A 19,088-nucleotide genomic window follows, 5' to 3' on the forward strand; every position below is an offset into this window, starting at 1 on the left:
GATTCAGTATAGCGTAGTACCCAGCCATTCAGCCCCCCTCGGGGTCAGACCCCTAAGCGAAATTAAGGGTCTGACCCCGAGGGGGTAGGAGTATTTAACATCAAGGATGCATTGCCTTACGCCGCTTGGCCGACCCCGGCGCGACTGAGATGGGTTGCCTTGGCGGCGCTGGTTGCCTATGCCGCGCTTCGCTTGCTGTGGCCGGCAGTGGGTGAACCGGCCGGCACGCTGATGGCCATCCTCGGGCTTGTCGCGGTGCTCAGCTGGGGAAAGGGGCTCCGAGGATCGGCGCCTGTCTGGCTGCTGCTGATGGCGGTGCTCGTGCAGCTGATCTCCTGGACAGGCGGCTATCTGCATCATCCCGAGTGGATCTCGGACATTCCCCAGTTGGATCGGCTCGGCAAGCAGTTCATGTTTATCGGCGTGGCCTGGTGGCTGGGCGGCAATACGCGGTTGACGCGCTGGGTCTGGGGGCTGGCGGCGTTGGGGGTGGTGGCGGTCATGCTGCCGCCATTCACCGATTGGGCTGTCTGGCAGCGGGGGCTTTCTGGCCAGCGGGTCGGTCTTTCCATCCGCAATGCGCAGCACGATGCCATGTTGTTGGGCACGGTTCTGATCGGCCTGGTGGCCATGTCGCCGCGCTTGCTGGGGGCTGGGCCGTTGCGCCCGTTGCGCTGGGTTGGCTGTTGGCTGGGGCTCGCTGTTTGCCTTGCTGGCGTTCTGGTGACCCAGACGCGTGCTGCCTGGCTGGGATTGCTGGTGGCGCTATGCGTGGCGGGATTGTGCTGGGGAGTGTATGAGCGGGTTGTCGGCCATCCGCGCGCCGCTCGGCGTATGTTTTCCCTCTTGGGCGGGCTGGTGCTACTGGTGGTGCTGGTGGGCGGCTATTTTCATGAAGCCCTTGAGCGACGGCTGGGGCAAGAGCATCAGGTTATTGCGCAGATCATGGCGGGGGAGATGGCGAAAGTGCCGGATACCAGCATCGGCATTCGCATCCATTCCTGGCGCGCCGCGGGGGAATGGATCGCCGAGCGCCCGGTGGTCGGTTGGGGCGGGCAAGCCCGCAGGCTGGTCATGCAGCATACCGAGTGGCTGCCCCCCGTTTACGAAGAGCGGTTTGGCCACCTGCATAACAGCTTTCTCGAGCTGTGGGTTGCCTACGGGATATTGGGCGTGGGGGTCTTCGTGGCACTAACGGCCTGGGTGGGCATCGGCACCTGGAAAGCCTGGCGAGCGAGGGTGATACCGGGCAATATGGCGCTGTTTGCGGTCGCTTTTTTCGTCTTCTGGCTGGTGGTCAACCAGTTCGAGTCCTTTATGGCGTTCGGCAGTGGCGTCTACGTGTTCAATATGGTCGTCGGGGGGCTGGTCACGCATATCTGGCGCTGGCAGGTTGAGACTGGACAGCGGGTCTTCGCCGTTTCTCGCCACGGTAACTGATCTGTACTGGCCACTCAGCCCCCCCCTCGGGGTCAGACCCCTAAGCGAACTTAAGGGTCTGACCCCGAGGGGGAAGTGAGGCAGGGGGAAGGTCCAGCAAGGTGACATTGCCTTAACCGATTGCCGAGCCCAGCATAAAGATCGGCAGGTACATGGAGATAACCAGGCCGCCGACCACCACCCCGAGGATCACGATGATAAAGGGCTCCAGCAGCGAGGTCAGGGTATCGACCATGTTGTCGACCTCCTCCTCGTAGTAGTCCGCGACCCGGTTGAGCATGGCGTCAAGGGAACCGGCTTCCTCGCCGATGCCGACCATCTGCACGGCCAGCGGCGGGAATCGCTCGGTCATGCGCATGGCGAAGGCAAGCTGCTGGCCGGTGGAGACGTCCTCGCGCACCTGGGCCACCGCGCGTTCGTAGACCTTGTTGCCGGTGGCGCCGGCGGCGGTGTCCAGGGCCTCGACAAGCGGTACCCCGGCGCCGAAGGTGGTGGCCAGGGTGCGGGAGTAGCGCGCTACCGAGGATTTATCGAGGATCTGCCCCAGCACCGGCACCTTGAGCGACCAGGCGTGCATGCGGTAGGCGAAGCTCTCCGAGCGCTTCATGCCGGTGCGGATAGTGTAGATAAAGGCCATCAGCCCCAGTACCCCCCACCACCAGTACTGCTGCGCGAACTCTGACATGGCGATGGTCATGCGGGTCATGGCGGGCAGCTCGGCCCCGAAGCCAGAGAACAGGCTCTCGAACTGGGGAATCACCTTGACCAGCAGCAGGGCGGTCACGCCGATGCCCACCGCGATCACCGCCGCTGGGTACCAGAGCGCCTTCTTCACGCGGCCCTTGAGCAGCTCGACCTTCTCCTTGTAGGTGGCTACCCGCTCGAGCATCTGGTCCAGTGAGCCGGACTGCTCGCCGGCTTCCACCAGGTTGCAGAACAGCCGGTCGAAATGGTCGGGGTGGCGCTTCATGGCGTCCGAGAAGCTGGCGCCGGCGGCCACGTCGTTCATCAGTTCCTGCACCAGGGCGCTCATGGCCGGTTTCTTCATGCTTTCGGCCACCACCTGGAAGCCCTGCAGCAGCGGCACCCCGGCGCGGATCATGGTGGCCATCTGGCGGGCGAACAGCATGATATCGCGGGGCTTGATCTTGCCCATGCCGCCGCCGAACCCACTCTTGCGCTTGACGCTCTTGATGATGATGTTCTGGCCCTGGAGGATGCGCTCGACCTCCCGCTTCTGGGCGGCGATGATCTCGCCCCCCACCCGGCGGCCGCCGGGGCCCTTGCCGCTCCAGTTCCAGCGGTAGAGCTTGGTCTTCTGATGGGCCCTCAGTTTCCGCGGTGCGGCCATATGCTACTCCCTCAATTCCTTGTGATCGGGGTCAACGGTGGTGGCTGGTGCGTTAGTCCTTGGTCACCCGGTTGATCTCGGCCAAGCTTGTCACTCCCTGCATGGCTTTTACCAGGCCGCTGCGGCGCAGGTCCGGGTGGCCTTCCTTGCGAGCCAGTTCGTGGAAGTCCATGGAGTTGCCGTTCTTCATGATCAGCTGGCTCATGGCGTGGCTGATCGGCACCACTTCATAGATGCCCACCCGGCCCTTGAAGCCCTTGGTGCAGTGCTTGCAGCCCACCGGCTCGAAGAAGGTGGCCTGGTTGATTTCTTCCTCGGAGAATCCCTGGGCGGCCAGCGCCTCGTGGGGGAGATCCGCTGGCTGCTTGCAGTGCTTGCAGAGCTTGCGCGCCAGGCGCTGGGCGATGATCAGGCTCACGGAACTGGCGATATTGAACGGGGCCAGGCCCATATTGGCCAGGCGGGTGAGGGTTTCCGCGGCGGAGTTGGTGTGCACCGTGGAGAGCACCAGGTGACCGGTCTGGGAGGCCTTCACCGCGATCTCGGCGGTTTCCAGATCGCGGATCTCGCCCACCATGACCACATCCGGGTCCTGGCGCAGGAAGGCGCGCAGGGCGCTGGCGAAGTCCAGGCCGATCCTGGGCAGCACGTTCACCTGATTGACCCCGGGCACCTTGATCTCCACCGGGTCTTCGGCCGTGCAGATGTTGCGCTCCACCTCGTTGAGCAGGTTGATGCCGGTATAGAGGGTCACCGTCTTGCCGCTGCCGGTGGGGCCGGTGACCAGAATCATGCCCTGGGGCTGATCGAGCACTTTTTCGTACATTTCGCGCTGCTTGGCGGTAAACCCCAGCTGCTCGATGCCCAGCTGCGCCGACGCCGGGTCGAGGATCCGCAGCACGATCTTCTCGCCGTACACCGTGGGCAGCGAGTTGACGCGAAAGTCGATGGAGCGGGTGCTGGAGAGCCGCAGCTTGATGGCGCCATCCTGGGGCAGGCGGCGCTCAGAGATATCCAGCCGCGACATGACCTTCAGGCGCGCGGCGATGCGCGCGCGCATGGCAAACGGCGGGTGGGCCACGTCGTGGAGCATGCCGTCGATGCGAAAGCGCACCCGGTAGCTGGTCTCGTAGGGCTCGAAGTGAATATCCGAGGCGCCGCGGTGGATGGCATCCAGCAGGATCTTGTTGACGAACTTGATGATCGGCGCGTCTTCGCTGGCGGTATTGGCCGCCGCATGCACGTCCACCTCGCCGCTGCCGTCATCCTCGCCGCCATAGCCCAGCTCGCCGATGGCGTCATCCACCCCCTTGAGATCGTCGAGCATGCTCTTCTCGCTGGAGGCGAGATAGTTCTCCAGCACCGGGCCGAGCTGGTCCACCGGGGCCAGTATCCCCTCGGGCGTCAGGCCGGTGGCAAACTGCAGCTCGTCGAGCAGCGCCAGCGTCGAGGGGTAGGGCACCGCCACGGTGAGCCGGTGGCCGTGCTGCATCAGCGGCAGCACCTTGAGCTTGCGCAGAATCTTCTCGGGGAAGGCCTCGGCCTTGGGCAGCGTCTCCGGACGAATGGCGTCCAGGTCCAGCATCGGCAGCCCATATTCCCAGGCCGCGGAGAGCGTGGCCTGGCGGGCGGAGACCAGCCCGGTATCGATCACGTGCTCCATCAGCGACACCTCGCCCTCCCGCGCCTCCTCCTCGGCGCGGATGGCCGCGGCGCGGTTGATGCGCCCGTCCACCACCAGCCGGCGCGCCAGGCCGCGCAGCCCGGTGGCGTCACCGCTGGGAGGGGGCTCTGGCGCCGCACTCGGGGAGTTCAGATGGGGCGGCGGGATATGGTAGTCGTTCATGGGCGCTCACTGCGGATGGTCGACGTCGAACCCTATTCTAGCCGCCGCTACCCCCCTGCGCCCAGAGGCGAACCACGCAACGTCAACCTTTTACACCGCTATTCCTCGTCTATCGGGCGAAACGGCGGGGCATATCGCCCTGGGGACGCGATTTTCCTTGCATGATGACGAAGCGTAACTTAATGTAAGTGCAGAAGGTGCCAGAAGTCGTAACGGCACCTCAGCAGGAAGAGTAAGTAGGGTGCAGGGCGTGGTGAGGGCGCAGTTCGCTGCTCGCCGTCAGTGTTTCAACGCCCAACGCCACGACCAACGTAAACCCGCAGGAGCGTCAGAAGAAGGCCATGCCAGACGGGCTTCTGCGGATGATATTTCAAGGGGCATACAGATGAAAACGTCGATGAATGCATTGATGAAGAAAACGCAGCTTAACAAGGCCCAGGGCGGTTTTACCCTGATTGAGCTGCTGATCGTGGTGGCGATCATTGGTATTTTGGCGGCGATCGCGATACCGCAGTATCAGAATTATTTGACTACTGCTTCTGAGAATGCGTGCCGTGCAGAACTTACGTCCGTTCGAACCGCGTATTACGCAGAACTTACCGACCCAGCTGTTACACCGGGCGAAGCTCAAACTGCAGCACTCGCTGCTATTGCCGCTGAAGCTTGTACAACTGGCCCGGCTTTTGGTACTAATGAGATAACAGGAACTGCTTCTAGAGGTGTTGAGCAATCTGTACCACTTGGTGACGCATAATTGTAGGCTAATCGGGGACAGTCCCCCTTTATCTCCCTAGCCTGAACCACCCAGTGGCCGGCAGCGATGCCGGCCACTGGCGTTTTGGTATCCCCCTTGCCTCAGGGGGCTAATCGAGGAAAGCCCCCCATTTCCCGCCTAGCCTGAAGTACCACTAGCGGTCGGCAGAGATGCCGGCCGCTATCCGTTGTTGGGCTGGCCTCTTGGTGCTGGCAGTTAGGTACAGGAATGCGTACAACGAAGTCTCGCTTGAGGAGTCACGCATGGATACCGTGACCTACCGCCATTTTCGCAGTCACCTGGCCAAGGTGCTGGATCGTGTGAATGACGATCACGTGCCGGTACTGATGACTCGCCAGAACGGAAAGCCTGCTATCGTCATGTCGGTTGAGGACGTCAAGTCCTACGAGGAGACGGCCTACCTGATGGCCGGCCCGCGCAATGCGCAGCGCCTGAATGAGGTGATTGCCGAGGTGGAGCAAGGTGACGCGTCGCCCCACGACGTGATCGAGTCATGATGCTGCCCTGGGCCAGCCAGGCCTGGCAAGACTCTCGCTACTGGCAATCCCGCGACAGGAAGACGCTCAAGCGCATCAACACCCTGGTCAAGGACGTTCAGCGCCAACCTTTCGAGGGTCTGGGAGCCCCCGAGCCCTTGGGCCACCAATGGTCTGGTTACGGGTCCCGGCGCATCGACCGGGAACATCGCCTCGTCTATAGGGTCGCTGACAACGCCGTTGTCATTGTCCACTGTCGGTATCGTTATTGAAACTTGTCTATCGGTGGCGTCATCGGGGACAGACCCGCATTCTCTTATGCCAGTTCGATCAGGCGGGAAGCGAAGTCCAGCAATTGGCCGGTATGTTTCTCGATGATGGCGATCACGATGGGGATCTGCACTGCCTGATAATCATGGACGGCTACGTTGCGAAAGCCTGTCATCTGCTTCATCGAGGCGGCGAGTGATGCGTCGATGAGGCCTTCACGCGCGAGGATATCGAACACCTCCCGTGCGCTCTGGGGCAGGCCCAGGCGATGCAGGCGTATCAGGCGGTTGCCTGCATCGATGCTGGCCTCGCAGGCGCGCTGCAGGTTGAGGATGGCGGCGTCCTGGCGCGTCTGATCTTCCGTGAAGGTGGCCGGGTTCTTCGCATACTCCTCCCTGGCCCTTGCCACGCAGCGCTCGATGCTCGCGGCCTTGTTGAGCAGGACGTCATCGGCCATGAACGCTGCCTCGCTGCTTGATGTCGGCGATCAACGCTCGGCGCTGTATTGCCAGGTCCCAGTATTCACTCTGCACCGTGAGCTCGAACTCGTCGCTATCGCTGCCGCGATGCCATAGCCGCTCCCCCGTCGTCACGACCTGGTGCTGAAACACGGTAGAGGCCCGGCGCAGGTCGATCAGGTCGACCTCCTTGCCGAGCCTGTCGGCCAGGTCGCCACTTAGTTGCCAGCGCTGCTCGGGCGGCAGCGGCGCGGCCAGTAGTAGAGCGAGATCCACGTCGCTCTCCTCCGTCGCTTCCCCCGTGGCCTGGCTGCCGAACAGGTAGACTGCCTGCAGCGAGGGCAGTGTGGCTGCCAGGTGTGCCGTCACTGCTGGGAGGTCGCGTTGACTGAGGTCGCGTTGACTGAGGTCGCGTTGAGAATGAGGCATGTCGTAGACCGCGAAAGGTTCGAAGAGATCAGGGTACACCAGCGCCGCGGCAAATGCCCCGGGGCTAATCGGGGACAGACCCCCATTTCCTCCCATTTCCCTTTCTTAATCTCCGTTCCCCCTCATTTGCCATCCTCCGGCGGCGGCAACGCCGTGCGGAAGGCGCACCGTGTGGAAGGCGCACCGTGGCGGGTTTCGCGATTCGGCTGGGGGCTGACCCCACGGGGCAAGGTCTTTAGGCGGAATTTATGTTGCATCGCACAAAAAGCCCTGTTATTGTGCATTGCAACAGAGCGGGGCCACGATTCGGGATCCCGTTCACGTTCCATCAGAACCTGGAGGTTCCCATCATGACCAACGCATTCGCCTTTGACGCCAAGCAGTTTGACACCGCCCAACTCGAGGCGCTGTTCATCGCCCCGGCCCGCGCCTTCGCTGCCCTGTCTGTCGATCTCAGCGAGAAGCTGATCAAGGCACAGCTCGAAGCCACCAAGGCCTACACCGACACCAGCATGGCGCAGCTGCGCAGCCTGGCGGAAGTGAAGGACGCCGAAGGCATGAAGAGCTACATGGAAGGCCAGCAGAAGGTCGCCAAAGAGCTGACCGAGCGCCTGAAGGGCGACGCCGAGAAGGTCGTGGCCCTGCAGCAGGAGTTTGCTCAGGAAAGCCAGAAGCTGACCGAAAGCAGCGTCAAGCAGGTTCAGCAGAGCGCTGAGCAGGCCACCGAGACCGCCACCACGGCCGTCAAGGAAGCCGCTGCCAAGGCCAAGTAAGCCTTAGTCGCATCGGGCCCGCCTGGCGGGCCCGATAGTGCCTTACCGCACTACCCCGCAGGCCGCCGATCCTTGATTGGCGGCCTGTTGGTGTGTGCTACTATCAGCGATTTCGCGATTTCAGCAAATCAACGCAGAGGACCTCCGCCATGCTGCTCGTCACGGCTTTGCGCCGGCTGCTCGTCTCCCTGGTTTCCCTCGCCGCTCTGATGGGCCTGCTGCTGAGCCTCACCCTGTGGCCCGCCGGTGACGCCCTGGCCGGGCCTGACGAGGTGGTGTTCCAGCGGGGGGAGCAGCAGGCCCGGGTCGAGGTGGCGGCGCTGCGCGAGCGCGCCGACGTGCACTTCACCTTCTACGACCCCTACCTGGCCGACGAGGTGGCGATCCGCGGGCTGGTGTTTCGCGATCTGCTGGACGCGCAGTTCGGCGAAGTGCCAGAGCAGCTGACCTTCACCGCCTGGGACGACTACGAGGTGACCCTGGGCGGCTGGGACGACCCCAACTGGATTCTGGTGACCCACCACAACGGTGAGCCCCTGGGCCTGCGCGAACGCGGCCCGCTGCGCCTGGTGGAGCGCGACTACGGCAGCCGCGACACGGCCAACCTGCGCAACTTCAATGATTGGGTGTGGATGATTCGCGGGATCGAGGCGGTGCGTTGATTCGCGCAATGCTTCGGCGGCGCTACATCGGCTGGCTGTGGCTCAGCCTGATGAGCTTCACCGCGCTGATGCTGCTGATCACCTACGAAACGCGCTGGGTGCACCCCGAGATTCACGCCTACTTCAGCCAGTCCGGCAACTTGACCGGCCAGCAGCTGGCGACCCGCTCGCGGCGCTACCTGGAGGAGAGCCTGGGCATTCTGCTGGAGGAGGGCGGCGAAGGGGGCGGCGACGCCCTCGAGCGTGCCCGCTTCCGGATCGAGGTGGGCTACAGCCTGTTCGATATCGGCCTCTACCGCAGCGATTACGCCTGCACGGTGCCCAGCCTGCAGCGCCTTGATACCCTTTATGACGCGCTGAGCCGTGGCCAGGTGCCGGCGCATTCGCGGCTCAGCCAGGATCTGCTGCAGCCCATCCGCTGCCTGACCGAGATCGAGATGGACCAGCTCGACCGTCGCGCCGAGGTCACCAACCGTTTCGTGGCGGAGACCCACCGGCATCAGACTCAGGTGCTGCTGGGCAGCCTGATGATCTACCTGCTGGGGCTGGTGTTCTGGGGGATGCACGAGCGCAAGCGCCGCCTGGCGGACCGCGCCACCCAAGAGAGCCTGCACTGGATGGCCCAGGCCCTGCGCGACCCGCTCACCGGCGTTGGCAATCGCAGCGCACTGCACGACGACGTGCTGGCAGACCACGGCCGCCCCCTGGGGCTGCTGCTTATCGATATCGACTACTTCAAGCAGTACAACGACGCTCTGGGCCACCCGGAAGGCGACCGCCTGCTGCGCGAGCTGGTGGCGCTGATCGACCGGGCGCTTGGGGGCGACGCGCGGCTCTACCGCATGGGCGGCGATGAGTTCGCCGCGCTGCTACCCTGCGATGATAGGCAGGTGCTGGAGCAGGCCTGCGCCGCGGTGGTGGCGGCGATGCGCGAGGCGGCCTTGCCGCATCCCGATCACCCCGGCGGTGCCGATGTCACGCTGAGCGTTGGCGGCGTGCAGTTCACCGCCGATCGCGACGCCTTTGCCGACGCCTATGCCACCGCCGACCGTGCGCTCTATCGGGTCAAGGCCCAGGGGCGCGACGGCTGGCAGACGGGGCCTTGAACGGGAACCCAGGGAGGGTCCATGCCGATTACGACGCGTCATTTGATGCTGGATAGCCTGCTGCTGCTGTTGTCGGCCTCGTTCATCATCGTGGGGTTCAACGGGCTGGTACTGAGCTGGCTCGAGCTGATCACTTCGCCGCTGCATCTCTTGCTGGTGGCAGACGGCTTTATGGTGATGCTGCTGGGCGGCGCGGGCCTGGTGTGCCTGCTGGCGGGCTGGTCCGGCGGGCGCCTGCTGGCGGGCGGCCTGCTGGGGGCGCTGCTGCTCCAGACCCTGGTGAAAGCGCTGCTCAACGCCGAGGGCCCCGTGCCTTCCGACGCTGGGACGTCCCTGCAGCTGCTGCCCGTGCTGCTGCTGGTGCCGGTGGCGCTGTGCTTGCTGATGGGGCGGCCGGCCGGGCGCTTTCGCTGGTTCTGGGCCGGCTGGGGCGCGCTGCTGGGGGTGATCGGGGGGGTGGTGACGCTGGCGATATTCCCGGCGCTGCGCCCGTGGTTCCTGGAGGTTTTCGATGCAGCGTTGATGGCGTCGCTGGTGATGGCGGGGCTGCTGGGCCTGGGCATGATGGTGGCGGCCCTTCGCGGCGAGCGCCCGCTCGAGCTGGGGCGGTTTGCCGTGGGCGCGGGGCTGACCGGGGTGGTCGTCAGCAGCCTGGTGTGGCTGCTGCTGAGCTGGCAGCAGGAAGAGGCGCTGGATCGGCAGGCGGCTTACCTGCTGGACAACATCCAGCTGAACGCGGAGCAGGTGATGACCTCGCGCCTGTCGCTGATGCGCCGCATGGCCGTTCAGCTGGACTCCGGTGAGGCCGACCCGGCGCCCGAGGCGCTGGCGCGGCATCTCGAGGGCTACCTGCGTGACGTGAGCAGCCTGAAAGCGGTGGGGCTGTTCCGGCAAGGTAATCAACAAGCCGGGAGCGACGACTGGGCAGGGGGCGACTGGGCAGGGGGCGACTGGGCAGGGGGCGACTGGGCATGGCTCGGCGGCCGCGATGAGGCCGATTCGCTGATGGCAAGCCTGGTGAACCGACCCCAGGTGCGCGACTGGCTGAGCATCGGGATGAACCAGGTCGGCCTGATGCATACGAACGCCGGGTCCCAGGGCCTGTTCCTGGCGTCCGTGGATGTTCCAGGCAGCGCCCTGCAGCTGGTGTCCCTGGTGGATCTTTCCGAGTTTCTCTTCCATGAGCTGCGCCTGCAGCTCGGGCTCTACCGGGTGGTGGTGCTGGGGCGCGGCGAGGCGCTGCTCGAGATTCGCCATATGGGGCCGCTCCGGTCGCTGTCGAACGGCTCGTTCGTCAACCACTTGATGCAGCGGCGCCATATCGGGCTGCCCGGCGGCCCCATGATGACCCTGGAAGTGTATCCCGGCACCCAGAACGATTGGCTGCTGGCGGGCCTGATGCCGGTGGGGGTGGCCAGCGGCGGGCTGGCGCTGAGCGGCATGCTGGTGTTCAGCCTGGCCCTGGCTGGCCAGCTGCTGGGCCGCACCCGTGCACTCGGCGAGACACGCGAGCAGCTGGAGGCGCAGCAGGCCGTGCAGGCGCTGATCGTACGCGAGGAGCCGCTGGAAACGATTCTGGCGGCGGTCTGCCGGATGCTGGAGCGCCAGATACCCGGTTCGCTGTGCTCGATCATGCTGACCAACGATGCCGGCACCGCGCTGACGCTGGTGGCGGGCGGCAGCCTGCCCGAGGGGTATCGCCAGGCCATGGCCTCGATCACGATCGGCGACGGCATCGGCGCCTGCGGTAGCGCCGCGCACCTGGCCGAGACGGTGATCTGCGAAGACCTCGCCGACGACCCGCGCTGGGAGGGGTATCACCAGCTGGTGCTCTCCCACGGCCTGCGGGCCTGCTGGTCGCTGCCGGTGCTGGGTAGTGACGACCAGGTGCTGGGGACCTTCGCCACCTACCTGAGAGAGCCCGGCGCGCCGGATGCGTCATCCCATCGGCGGCTCAGCAAGGCGGCGGACCTGGTGGCCCTGGCCGTGGAGCGCCACCAGAGCCGGCGAACCCTGCGGCTGCTGGAGCGCAGCGTGGAGGAGAGCACCAACGGCGTGGTGATCGCCGATGCCACGCGGCCGGATTTGCCGATCATCTACGTGAATCCTGCCTTTACGCGCATCAGCGGGTATGCCAAGCACGAGGCGCTGGAGCGTAACTGCCGATTCCTGCAGGGCCCGCAGACCGATGAGGCCGAGGTGGCCCGGCTTCGCCAGCAGCTGCGCCAGGAGGAGCAGGCGCACGTCACCCTGCTGAACTACCGCAAGGACGGCGCGGCGTTCTGGAACGATCTTTCGATTTCTCCCGTGCGCGATGCCGAGGGAAACGTCACCCACTTTGTGGGCATGCAGCACGACGTGACCGAGCGCAAGACCTATGAATCGCAGCTTGCCCACCACGCCAACCATGATGCCCTGACGGGGCTTGCCAACCGCAGCCTGTTCGAGGGCCGTCTGGACTGCGACGTGGGCCTGATGAGCCGCGGTGACGAGCAGCTGGCGGTGCTGTTTGTCGATCTGGACGACTTCAAGCCGATCAACGATACCCTGGGCCACGCGGTGGGCGATGACGTGCTGCGCGAGGTGGCCCGGCGGCTGCAGATGTCGGTGAGGCCCGGCGACATGGTGGCGCGCATGGGCGGCGATGAGTTCGTTCTGCTGATGTCGGACGTGAGCCGCGACGAGCAGGTGCTGACCCTGGTGGAGCGGTTGATGCTCGAGATCGCGCGGCCCTACCTGGTCAATGACCACGAGCTCTACCTGACCTGCAGCGTGGGCATCGCCCTGAGCGACCCCTGCATGAACGAGCCCCGCGAGCTGATCCAGCACGCGGACATGGCCATGTACAAGGCCAAGCAGCAGGGCCGCAACGCCTTTCACTGGTATACCCGCGAGATCACCGAGCAGATGGGCGAACGGATGGCGCTGCGCAACGAGCTCCAGGAGGCCATCGAATCCAATGCCATGGAGCTGCACTACCAGCCGCTGATTGCGCGCGACGGTTCGCTGGCCGGGGTGGAGGCCCTGCTGCGGTGGAAGCACCCGGTGCGGGGCTATGTCTCGCCGGAGGTGTTTATCCCCCTGGCGGAATCCACCGGCCAAATCATCCCGCTCAGCCGCTGGGTGCTGGAGCGCGCCTGCGACGACATGGTCCTGCTGGCGCAGCAGGGAATCGGTAAGGTGAGGGTGGCGGTCAACCTGTCGCCGCTGCAGTTCCACCGCCCGAACTTCCTGGCGACCCTGCGCGACGTGATGCATACCACCGGGCTGCCGACGGATCAGCTGGACCTGGAGCTGACCGAGGGGATCCTCATGGACAACACCGAGTCGGCCATCGGCATCCTGCATGCGCTGCGCGGCATGCAGATCGGAGTCTCCATCGATGATTTCGGCACCGGCTACTCGAGCTTGAGCTACCTGCGCCATCTTCCCATCAGCAAGGTGAAGATCGACCGCAGCTTCGTGATGGACGTGACGACCAACCCCCACGATGCCGCCATCGTGCAGGGCATTATTTCGATGGCGGGCCACCTGGGGCTGGGGGTGGTGGCCGAGGGGGTCGAGACCCAGGCCCAGCATGACCAGCTGCAGGCCTGGGGGTGCGATATCTTCCAGGGGTTCCTGCTGGCCCGGCCGATGCCGCTGTCGGCGCTAACGGAATTTTTGCGGCGGTGAATCGGCAACTGATCGCCCATTGGTTGTGTTGTACAAAAATGAGTACAATGCCCGATGCCCAATGTCCAATGCCCTAGTCGTTTGAGGAGACGCGAATGGACACCGTTACCTACAGCCACTTCCGCAGCCATCTGGCCAAGGTGCTCGATCGGGTCAATGACGATCACGTACCGGTGCTGATCACGCGTCAGAACGGCAAGCCTGCCATCGTCATGTCGGTGGAGGATTTCAAGTCTTATGAAGAGACCGCTTATCTGATGGCGAGTCCGCGTAACGCGCAGCGGTTGAACGAGGCGATGGCCGAGGTGGAGAAGGGCAATGAGACAGCGCATGACCTGATCGATCCATGATGCTGACCTGGGCTAGCCAGGCCTGGGAGGACTGCCTCTACTGGCAATCCCGGGACAAGAAGACGCTTAAGCGCGTCAATACCCTGATCAAGGATATCCAGCGCCAGCCTTTCGATGGTCTGGGAGACCCCGAGCCCCTTCGGCACCAGTGGTCGGGTTACTGGTCGCGCCGCATCGACCGTGAACATCGTCTCGTCTACAGGGTTACCGACAACGCCATCGTCATTGTCCAGTGCCGATATCATTACTGAATCGGGTGAATCGGGCGAATCGGGCGAATCGGGTGAATCGGGTGGATCGGGCACTGGGGCTGGGGGTGGTGGCCGAGGGGGTCGAGACCCAGGCCCAGCATGACCAGCTGCAGGCCTGGGGGTGCGATATCTTCCAGGGGTTCCTGCTGGCCCGGCCGATGCCGCTGTCGGCGCTGTCGGAATTTATTGCCACTCGGTGAGCTTATAATAAGGGCCAGAGATGATGAGGGACGATCCACGCTTCGTTGCCGATGAATCCGTTGCCGATGAATCTGTTGCCGATGGATGGACGCCGCTGCTGGAGGCGATGCTGTCGATGATCGGTGCCGGCATGTGGGAGTGGCGCCTGTCGGACGGCCACATCACCGGTGACGATCGGCTGAAAGCGATGCTGGCCCTGCCTGACGACGAATGGGAGACCCTGACGATCGCGTCCTGGGCCCGGCGCATTCACCCGGAAGACCGCGCCCTGTTCGAGCAGGAGTGGCAGCGCGCCCAGCACAGCGGTGCCTTCGAGGCCACCTACCGCATGCACTGCGGCGATAGCCAGTGGCGCTGGCTGCACGACCGCAGCTGCACGCTGGACAAGGACCCCGACGGCACCCCCTCGCGGCTGCTGGGCATTGTGGAAGACGTGACCGAACGCCAGGAGGAACAGCGCCGCTGGCGACACCTGGCCAAAAGCGTGCCCGGCATCATCTATACGTTTGTGCTGGACGCCGAGGGGCGCCCCTCGTTTCCCTATACCAGCAGCCGCGTGAAGGAATTCTACGGCGCCACGCCCGAGCAGGTGCGCGAGGATGCCGATCTTGTCTTCAATGCCATCCATCCCGATGACCGCCTTTCGGTTCAGGAGAGCATTCATCGCTCCGCCGCGACTCTCGAAGACTGGCACTGCGAGTACCGGGCCCGCGCCGCCGGCAGCTGGCACTGGGTGGAAGGGCGCGCGACCCCCGAACGAGAACCGGACGGCAGTACGGTATGGCACGGCCTGATTTACCTGATCGATGAGCGCAAGGCGATGGAGGAGCGTCTGCGCCGCCTGTCGCTTACCGATGAGCTGACCGGGCTGTATAACCGCCGCCACCTGTTGGCCCGCATGGAAGAGGAGATTGCCCGCTACGCGCGCCACGGCACGCCGTTTTCCGTTGTCATGATCGATCTCGACCATTTCAAGCTGGTCAACGACTCCCATGGGCATGCGGCAGGTGACGCCGTGCTCCAAGGGCTGGCCGCGCTGTTCAAAGAACGCCTGCGTGACAGCGATGTTGCCGGCCGCTCCGGCGGGGAGGAATTCCTGCTGTTGCTGCCGGGCACCGATGAAGCCGGCGCCAGAGCCATTGCCGAAACGCTGCGCAAGGCGTTTTCTCAGATGCGTTTTGACGATGGAAAAGCCAGTACCTTCACGGTAACCCTCAGCGCCGGGGTCGCAGAAATGCGCCATCGGAAGGAGCGGCTACAGCACCTCTGGGCGCGCGCCGACGGCGCGCTCTACCTCGCCAAGGCCCAAGGGCGCAATCAGGTTTGCTGAGGTGTATCTTGGCGCCGTGGGCGAATCGGGCACCGGGACTGGACGCGGTGGCCGAGGGGGCCGAGACTCAAGCTCAGCATGGTCATCATGGTCAGCTTCAGGCTTGGGCTGGGATACTGTTTGCGCTGTCGTCTGCGCTGTCGGAACGGATGGCGTCACGCGTACAGCGACGAGAAGAACAACGGGGAGATACCCTTGAGCCTGAAATTGCGCTTCATGCTGGTGGCGGCCGCGCTGATCCTGGGGGCATCGCTCCTCGCCTGGTACAGCTTTCAATACATGGCGGAACGGATCGTTGAGCAGTGGGGGCGACGGGTCGCCGAGGTGCAGGTGCAGTACGACAGTGCCCGCCTGCTGCAGCCTCTCCAGCGCGAGATTGCCCTCGCCCAGCAGATGGCCAACTCTCAGGTATTGCGCCATTGGATTCGCGACCCCGATGGCCCGGGCCTGGAGGCGCAGGCATTTGACGAGATGGAGAGTTTTCGCCGTAACTTTCGCGGTAACAACTATTTTGTGGCGCTGCGGGAATCGGGAGGCTACTACCACAACAACGCCGATAACGCCTACGGCGATGACCCCTTTCGCTACACCCTGCGGGCCAACCGCCCGGCCGATGCGTGGTTTTACCAGCTGATTGAAGAGGGGCGTGACTTTCATCTCAACGTCAATCCCGACGTGGAGCTGGGCGTGACCAAGCTGTGGGTCGATGTGCTGATACGCGACGAGAGCGGCGAGATTCTCGGGATGGTGGGCACCGGCATTGATCTTGAGACCATTCTCGCGCAGATCGTCGATATCGACCAGCAGGGCATCACCACGGTGTTTGCCGACTATAACGGTGCGATACAGCTCTTCCGCGACCCGCGCTTTATCGATTTTGCCAGCCTGGTCAAGCCGGAGGGGCAGAAGCGCACCGTCGATCTGCTGTTCGATCTTTCCCGCGATGGCGAGCGCATTCTCGAGCGCATGGGCCGGATGCGCGATCACCCCCTCGAGAACCCGCGTATCTATACCGATTTCGTGACCGTGGATGGCAAGCGGCATCTGGTCGGCATTGCGTTTCTTTCCAGCATTGGCTGGTTCGAAGTGACCCTGCTGGACCTGGATGAAGTGATGCCGGTGTCCAGTTTCGCGCCGGCCATCGGCATGCTGGTGGCCTTCATGCTGGTGACGCTGCTGCTGTTTTACTGGGTGCTGCGTCGCCTCCTGCTCAACCCCATGGCGGCGCTGGAGCGTGCCATGGTGGGCCTGCGCCAGGGCCGGCGAGATGTCGCGTTGCCCCGGGGGGGCGGGGAGATGGGCGGCTTGATCACCCACTTTCGCGATATGGCCAGCGAAGTCATCCGGCATACCGATGAGCTGGAAGAGCAGGTGAAGGTGCGCACCGAGCAGCTGGAGCAGCTCGCCCGGGTGGACATGTTGACGGGCCTGCTCAACCGCCGCGGCATGACCCAGCAGCTCGAGGAGCAGGCCGCCCGCGCTACCCGCGAAGGTACGTGCTTCGGGCTGGTCTGGGTCGATCTGGATCGCTTCAAGGAGATCAATGACACCCGGGGACACGCGGCGGGCGATCGGGCGCTATGCGAGGTGGCGGAGCTGCTGCGCACGGGCCTGCGACCCTACGACCATGCGGCACGCTGGGGAGGCGATGAGTTTCTGGTGCTGCTGATGCCCTGCAAGCGCGATGACCTGATCGCCATTGCGTCGCGAGTCTGTGACGAAATTGCCGACAAGACCCGCGCTGGGCAGGGAGGCATTACGGTCAGCGTGGGCGCTAGCCTCGTGCAGCCGGGTGAGGACCTGTACGAGGCCCTACAACGCGCCGACGACGCGCTCTACCGTGCCAAGGAGAGCGGCCGCAACCGGCTGGTGGTCACCGAGGCGGAGTGAGCTGCCGGGCTATCGGGCGGCTCCAGATGGTCAGAAACCGCTCGGTGTTGGGGGTGCGCTGTTGATTCTCGCGCTTGGCGCGGGGCAGGGGCTGGTCCCAGATGGTGGGGATGCGCTCGGTGGTCATGGTGATGCCTCCTGATGTTTCATTATTCGGAAAGGTTTTTCATAAAATTGTCTACGACCAATCTATCTGCGACCAAGGTCTAAGACAAGCTATTTTTGAAAAATATTTCTGGAAATGCGCCTGGGCCGCCGGGGGTTGATACCCGGACATAGCGTCTATAGTGAAGTGACATCCCACCGGCAGGGAGGCCGCGCGCCATGTCACGCTTTCCCGAGATTCTCCACCACGGCGGCGCCAGCGGGGTGACCGGCAGCTGCCACCGGCTGCAGATCAGTGAGGACCGCGCGCTGCTTATCGACTGCGGGCTCTTCCAGGGGCAGGACGCCGACCCCGTGGATGGCTTCGAGCAGCTCAAGGTGAGCTTTCCGCTGGAGGACGTGCTGGCCCTGGTGGTCACCCACGTGCATATCGACCATATCGGGCGGCTGCCCTACCTGCTGGCGGCGGGGTGGCGGGGGCCGATTCTCTGCTCGGTGCCTTCGCGGCGGCTGCTGCCGCTGGTGATCGAGGACGCGCTGAAGATCGGCTTCACCCGCGACCGGGCGCTGATCGAGCGCTTCCTCGCCGAGGTGGAGCGCCGGCTGGTGGCGCTGGATTACGGCGTCTGGCACCCCCTGGTGGACGACGCGCGCCACCGGGTGCAGGTGAAGCTCAAGCGCGCCGGGCATATCCTCGGTTCCGCCTACGTGGAGGTCGATACCCTGGTCCATGGGACCGGCCAGGCACACCGCACGCTGTTCTCCGGCGACCTGGGGGCGCCCCACGCGCCGCTGCTGCCGGCACCCAAGCCGCCCTGGCGCTGCGACACCCTGGTGCTGGAGAGCACCTACGGCGACCGCGAGCACGAGAACCGCCGCCAGCGTCGCGGCCGGCTCAAGGCGGCCGTCGACAGGGCGCTGGCCAACGGCGGCAGCGTGGTGATCCCCGCCTTCAGCATCGGCCGCACCCAGGAGCTGCTCTACGAGCTGGAGACGCTGATTCATCAGGCGGCCAGCCCGCGCTGGCAGGCGCTGGAGATCATCGTCGATTCGCCCCTGGCGGCACGCTTCACCGAGGTGTACCGCGAGCTCAAGCCGTGGTGGGACGCCGAGGCCCACCGCCGCCTGGGGGCCGGGCGCCATCCGCTCAGCTTCGACAACCTTTATACCGTTAACTCGCATGACGAGCACGAACAGACCCTGGCCTACCTCGCCGAAACCGGCCGCCCGGCGGTGGTCATCGCCGCCAGCGGTATGGTCAGCGGCGGGCGAGTGGTCAACTACCTCAAGCGCATGTTGAACGACCCGCGCCACTGCGTGCTGTTTATCGGCTACCAGGGCAGCGGCACCCCGGGGCGGGTTATCCAGCGCTACGGCCCCCGCGGCGGCTGGGTGGTGCTGGACGGCCAGCGCATCGATATCCGCGCCCGGGTAGAGACGGTCTCCGGCTACTCCGCCCACGCGGATCGCCGCAACCTGCTCAACTTCGTGCGCCGCATGCGCCACCCGCCGCGGCATATCCGCCTGGTTCACGGCGAGGCCGACGCCCAGCGCGCGCTACGCGAGACGCTGCAGGACTGGGCGACGCAGGCCGGGCATCGGCTGGAGGTCTCGCTGGGCTGCGAGCAGGGCGCTTACGTTTAAACGGGGTCAGACCCTTAAGTTTGCTTAAGGGTCTGACCCCGAGAAAAGGGAGAAAA

General features: G+C 64.6%; 18 protein-coding genes and 1 pseudogene. 14 read left to right on the top strand and 5 right to left on the bottom strand.

Annotated features, from left to right (window positions below; translation table 11 throughout):
• Positions 1 to 159 precede the first annotated feature (159 nt).
• A complete protein-coding gene (locus ACFODV_RS16390) occupies positions 160 to 1,440 on the top strand; it encodes an O-antigen ligase family protein (RefSeq protein ID WP_379761365.1) in 1,281 nt (426 codons plus the stop codon).
• A gap of 112 nt (positions 1,441 to 1,552) precedes the next feature.
• On the opposite strand, the gene ACFODV_RS16395 is transcribed toward ACFODV_RS16390, so the two are convergent.
• Positions 1,553 to 2,791 carry a type II secretion system F family protein gene (locus ACFODV_RS16395; protein ID WP_379761367.1) on the bottom strand — a complete coding sequence of 413 codons (1,239 nt, stop codon included), beginning with the start codon at positions 2,789 to 2,791 and terminating at the stop codon, positions 1,553 to 1,555.
• Between the two features lie 52 nt (positions 2,792 to 2,843).
• Positions 2,844 to 4,637 carry a type IV-A pilus assembly ATPase PilB gene (gene pilB, locus ACFODV_RS16400; protein WP_379761369.1) on the bottom strand — a complete coding sequence of 598 codons (1,794 nt, stop codon included), beginning with the start codon at positions 4,635 to 4,637 and terminating at the stop codon, positions 2,844 to 2,846.
• A gap of 409 nt (positions 4,638 to 5,046) precedes the next feature.
• Here pilB and ACFODV_RS16405 point away from each other — a divergent pair.
• The 3 genes and pseudogenes from ACFODV_RS16405 to ACFODV_RS16415 all read left to right on the top strand — a co-directional run.
• Positions 5,047 to 5,167, top strand: a pseudogene (locus ACFODV_RS16405) (prepilin-type N-terminal cleavage/methylation domain-containing protein); the annotation flags it as partial.
• 487 nt (positions 5,168 to 5,654) lie between these two features.
• The gene (locus tag ACFODV_RS16410; protein WP_379761371.1) at positions 5,655 to 5,909 is read left to right on the top strand and encodes a type II toxin-antitoxin system Phd/YefM family antitoxin; all 255 of its coding nucleotides are present in this window, start codon (positions 5,655 to 5,657) and stop codon (positions 5,907 to 5,909) included.
• Positions 5,906 to 6,160, top strand: coding sequence for a Txe/YoeB family addiction module toxin (locus tag ACFODV_RS16415; protein WP_379761373.1), 255 nt, complete (start codon positions 5,906 to 5,908; stop codon positions 6,158 to 6,160). The genes ACFODV_RS16410 and ACFODV_RS16415 overlap by 4 nt, the downstream gene beginning before the upstream one ends.
• Before the next feature lie 44 nt (positions 6,161 to 6,204).
• On the opposite strand, the gene hepT is transcribed toward ACFODV_RS16415, so the two are convergent.
• Both hepT and mntA read right to left on the bottom strand, forming a co-directional pair.
• On the bottom strand, positions 6,205 to 6,615 hold the full coding sequence (gene hepT, locus ACFODV_RS16420; RefSeq protein ID WP_379761375.1) for a type VII toxin-antitoxin system HepT family RNase toxin: 411 nt from the start codon (positions 6,613 to 6,615) through the stop codon (positions 6,205 to 6,207).
• Entirely contained in the window at positions 6,605 to 7,045 is a 441-nt protein-coding gene (mntA, locus tag ACFODV_RS16425) for a type VII toxin-antitoxin system MntA family adenylyltransferase antitoxin (protein ID WP_379761377.1), read from the bottom strand. Before mntA ends, hepT begins: the two co-directional genes overlap by 11 nt.
• 350 nt (positions 7,046 to 7,395) lie before the next feature.
• On the opposite strand from mntA, the gene ACFODV_RS16430 reads away from it, so the two are divergent.
• From ACFODV_RS16430 to ACFODV_RS16470, 9 genes are all read left to right on the top strand, one after another.
• Positions 7,396 to 7,818, top strand: coding sequence for a phasin family protein (locus ACFODV_RS16430; protein ID WP_379761379.1), 423 nt, complete (start codon positions 7,396 to 7,398; stop codon positions 7,816 to 7,818).
• Between the two features lie 149 nt (positions 7,819 to 7,967).
• Positions 7,968 to 8,480, top strand: a complete 513-nt coding sequence (locus tag ACFODV_RS16435; protein ID WP_379761381.1) for a hypothetical protein — start codon at positions 7,968 to 7,970, stop codon at positions 8,478 to 8,480.
• Positions 8,477 to 9,586 carry a GGDEF domain-containing protein gene (locus ACFODV_RS16440; protein ID WP_379761383.1) on the top strand — a complete coding sequence of 370 codons (1,110 nt, stop codon included), beginning with the start codon at positions 8,477 to 8,479 and terminating at the stop codon, positions 9,584 to 9,586. The genes ACFODV_RS16435 and ACFODV_RS16440 overlap by 4 nt, the downstream gene beginning before the upstream one ends.
• Before the next feature lie 21 nt (positions 9,587 to 9,607).
• On the top strand, positions 9,608 to 13,261 hold the full coding sequence (locus ACFODV_RS16445) for a putative bifunctional diguanylate cyclase/phosphodiesterase (RefSeq protein WP_379761385.1): 3,654 nt from the start codon (positions 9,608 to 9,610) through the stop codon (positions 13,259 to 13,261).
• 95 nt (positions 13,262 to 13,356) lie between these two features.
• Positions 13,357 to 13,611, top strand: coding sequence for a type II toxin-antitoxin system Phd/YefM family antitoxin (locus ACFODV_RS16450; RefSeq protein ID WP_379761387.1), 255 nt, complete (start codon positions 13,357 to 13,359; stop codon positions 13,609 to 13,611).
• Positions 13,608 to 13,862: a Txe/YoeB family addiction module toxin gene (locus tag ACFODV_RS16455; protein WP_379761389.1), complete on the top strand. Its 255-nt coding sequence runs from the start codon at positions 13,608 to 13,610 to the stop codon at positions 13,860 to 13,862. Before ACFODV_RS16450 ends, ACFODV_RS16455 begins: the two co-directional genes overlap by 4 nt.
• 32 nt (positions 13,863 to 13,894) lie before the next feature.
• Positions 13,895 to 14,062, top strand: coding sequence for an EAL domain-containing protein (locus ACFODV_RS16460; protein ID WP_379761391.1), 168 nt, complete (start codon positions 13,895 to 13,897; stop codon positions 14,060 to 14,062).
• 20 nt (positions 14,063 to 14,082) lie between these two features.
• A complete protein-coding gene (locus ACFODV_RS16465; protein WP_379761393.1) occupies positions 14,083 to 15,393 on the top strand; it encodes a sensor domain-containing diguanylate cyclase in 1,311 nt (436 codons plus the stop codon).
• A 195-nt stretch (positions 15,394 to 15,588) separates the two neighbouring features.
• Positions 15,589 to 17,283 (top strand): sensor domain-containing diguanylate cyclase, encoded by a 1,695-nt coding sequence (locus ACFODV_RS16470; protein WP_379761395.1) that lies wholly within the window; start codon positions 15,589 to 15,591, stop codon positions 17,281 to 17,283.
• Here ACFODV_RS16470 and ACFODV_RS16475 read toward each other — a convergent pair.
• Positions 17,267 to 17,410, bottom strand: coding sequence for a hypothetical protein (locus ACFODV_RS16475; protein ID WP_379761397.1), 144 nt, complete (start codon positions 17,408 to 17,410; stop codon positions 17,267 to 17,269). The genes ACFODV_RS16470 and ACFODV_RS16475 overlap by 17 nt on opposite strands.
• 197 nt (positions 17,411 to 17,607) lie before the next feature.
• On the opposite strand from ACFODV_RS16475, the gene ACFODV_RS16480 reads away from it, so the two are divergent.
• Positions 17,608 to 19,032, top strand: coding sequence for an MBL fold metallo-hydrolase RNA specificity domain-containing protein (locus ACFODV_RS16480; RefSeq protein WP_379761399.1), 1,425 nt, complete (start codon positions 17,608 to 17,610; stop codon positions 19,030 to 19,032).
• The last annotated feature ends 56 nt before the right edge of the window (positions 19,033 to 19,088 follow it).

It is taken from the genome of Halomonas tibetensis (assembly GCF_042643535.1).
Lineage (GTDB): Bacteria > Pseudomonadota > Gammaproteobacteria > Pseudomonadales > Halomonadaceae > Halomonas > Halomonas tibetensis.

Coding starts and splice junctions, on each gene's coding strand:
- ACFODV_RS16395 (WP_379761367.1), bottom strand. CDS start 2,791: ATGGCCGCACCGCGGAAACTGAGGGCCCATCAGAAGACCAAGCTCTAC.
- pilB (WP_379761369.1), bottom strand. CDS start 4,637: ATGAACGACTACCATATCCCGCCGCCCCATCTGAACTCCCCGAGTGCG.
- ACFODV_RS16410 (WP_379761371.1), top strand. CDS start 5,655: ATGGATACCGTGACCTACCGCCATTTTCGCAGTCACCTGGCCAAGGTG.
- ACFODV_RS16415 (WP_379761373.1), top strand. CDS start 5,906: ATGATGCTGCCCTGGGCCAGCCAGGCCTGGCAAGACTCTCGCTACTGG.
- hepT (WP_379761375.1), bottom strand. CDS start 6,615: ATGGCCGATGACGTCCTGCTCAACAAGGCCGCGAGCATCGAGCGCTGC.
- mntA (WP_379761377.1), bottom strand. CDS start 7,045: ATGCCTCATTCTCAACGCGACCTCAGTCAACGCGACCTCAGTCAACGC.
- ACFODV_RS16430 (WP_379761379.1), top strand. CDS start 7,396: ATGACCAACGCATTCGCCTTTGACGCCAAGCAGTTTGACACCGCCCAA.
- ACFODV_RS16435 (WP_379761381.1), top strand. CDS start 7,968: ATGCTGCTCGTCACGGCTTTGCGCCGGCTGCTCGTCTCCCTGGTTTCC.
- ACFODV_RS16445 (WP_379761385.1), top strand. CDS start 9,608: ATGCCGATTACGACGCGTCATTTGATGCTGGATAGCCTGCTGCTGCTG.
- ACFODV_RS16450 (WP_379761387.1), top strand. CDS start 13,357: ATGGACACCGTTACCTACAGCCACTTCCGCAGCCATCTGGCCAAGGTG.
- ACFODV_RS16455 (WP_379761389.1), top strand. CDS start 13,608: ATGATGCTGACCTGGGCTAGCCAGGCCTGGGAGGACTGCCTCTACTGG.
- ACFODV_RS16465 (WP_379761393.1), top strand. CDS start 14,083: ATGATGAGGGACGATCCACGCTTCGTTGCCGATGAATCCGTTGCCGAT.
- ACFODV_RS16475 (WP_379761397.1), bottom strand. CDS start 17,410: ATGACCACCGAGCGCATCCCCACCATCTGGGACCAGCCCCTGCCCCGC.
- ACFODV_RS16480 (WP_379761399.1), top strand. CDS start 17,608: ATGTCACGCTTTCCCGAGATTCTCCACCACGGCGGCGCCAGCGGGGTG.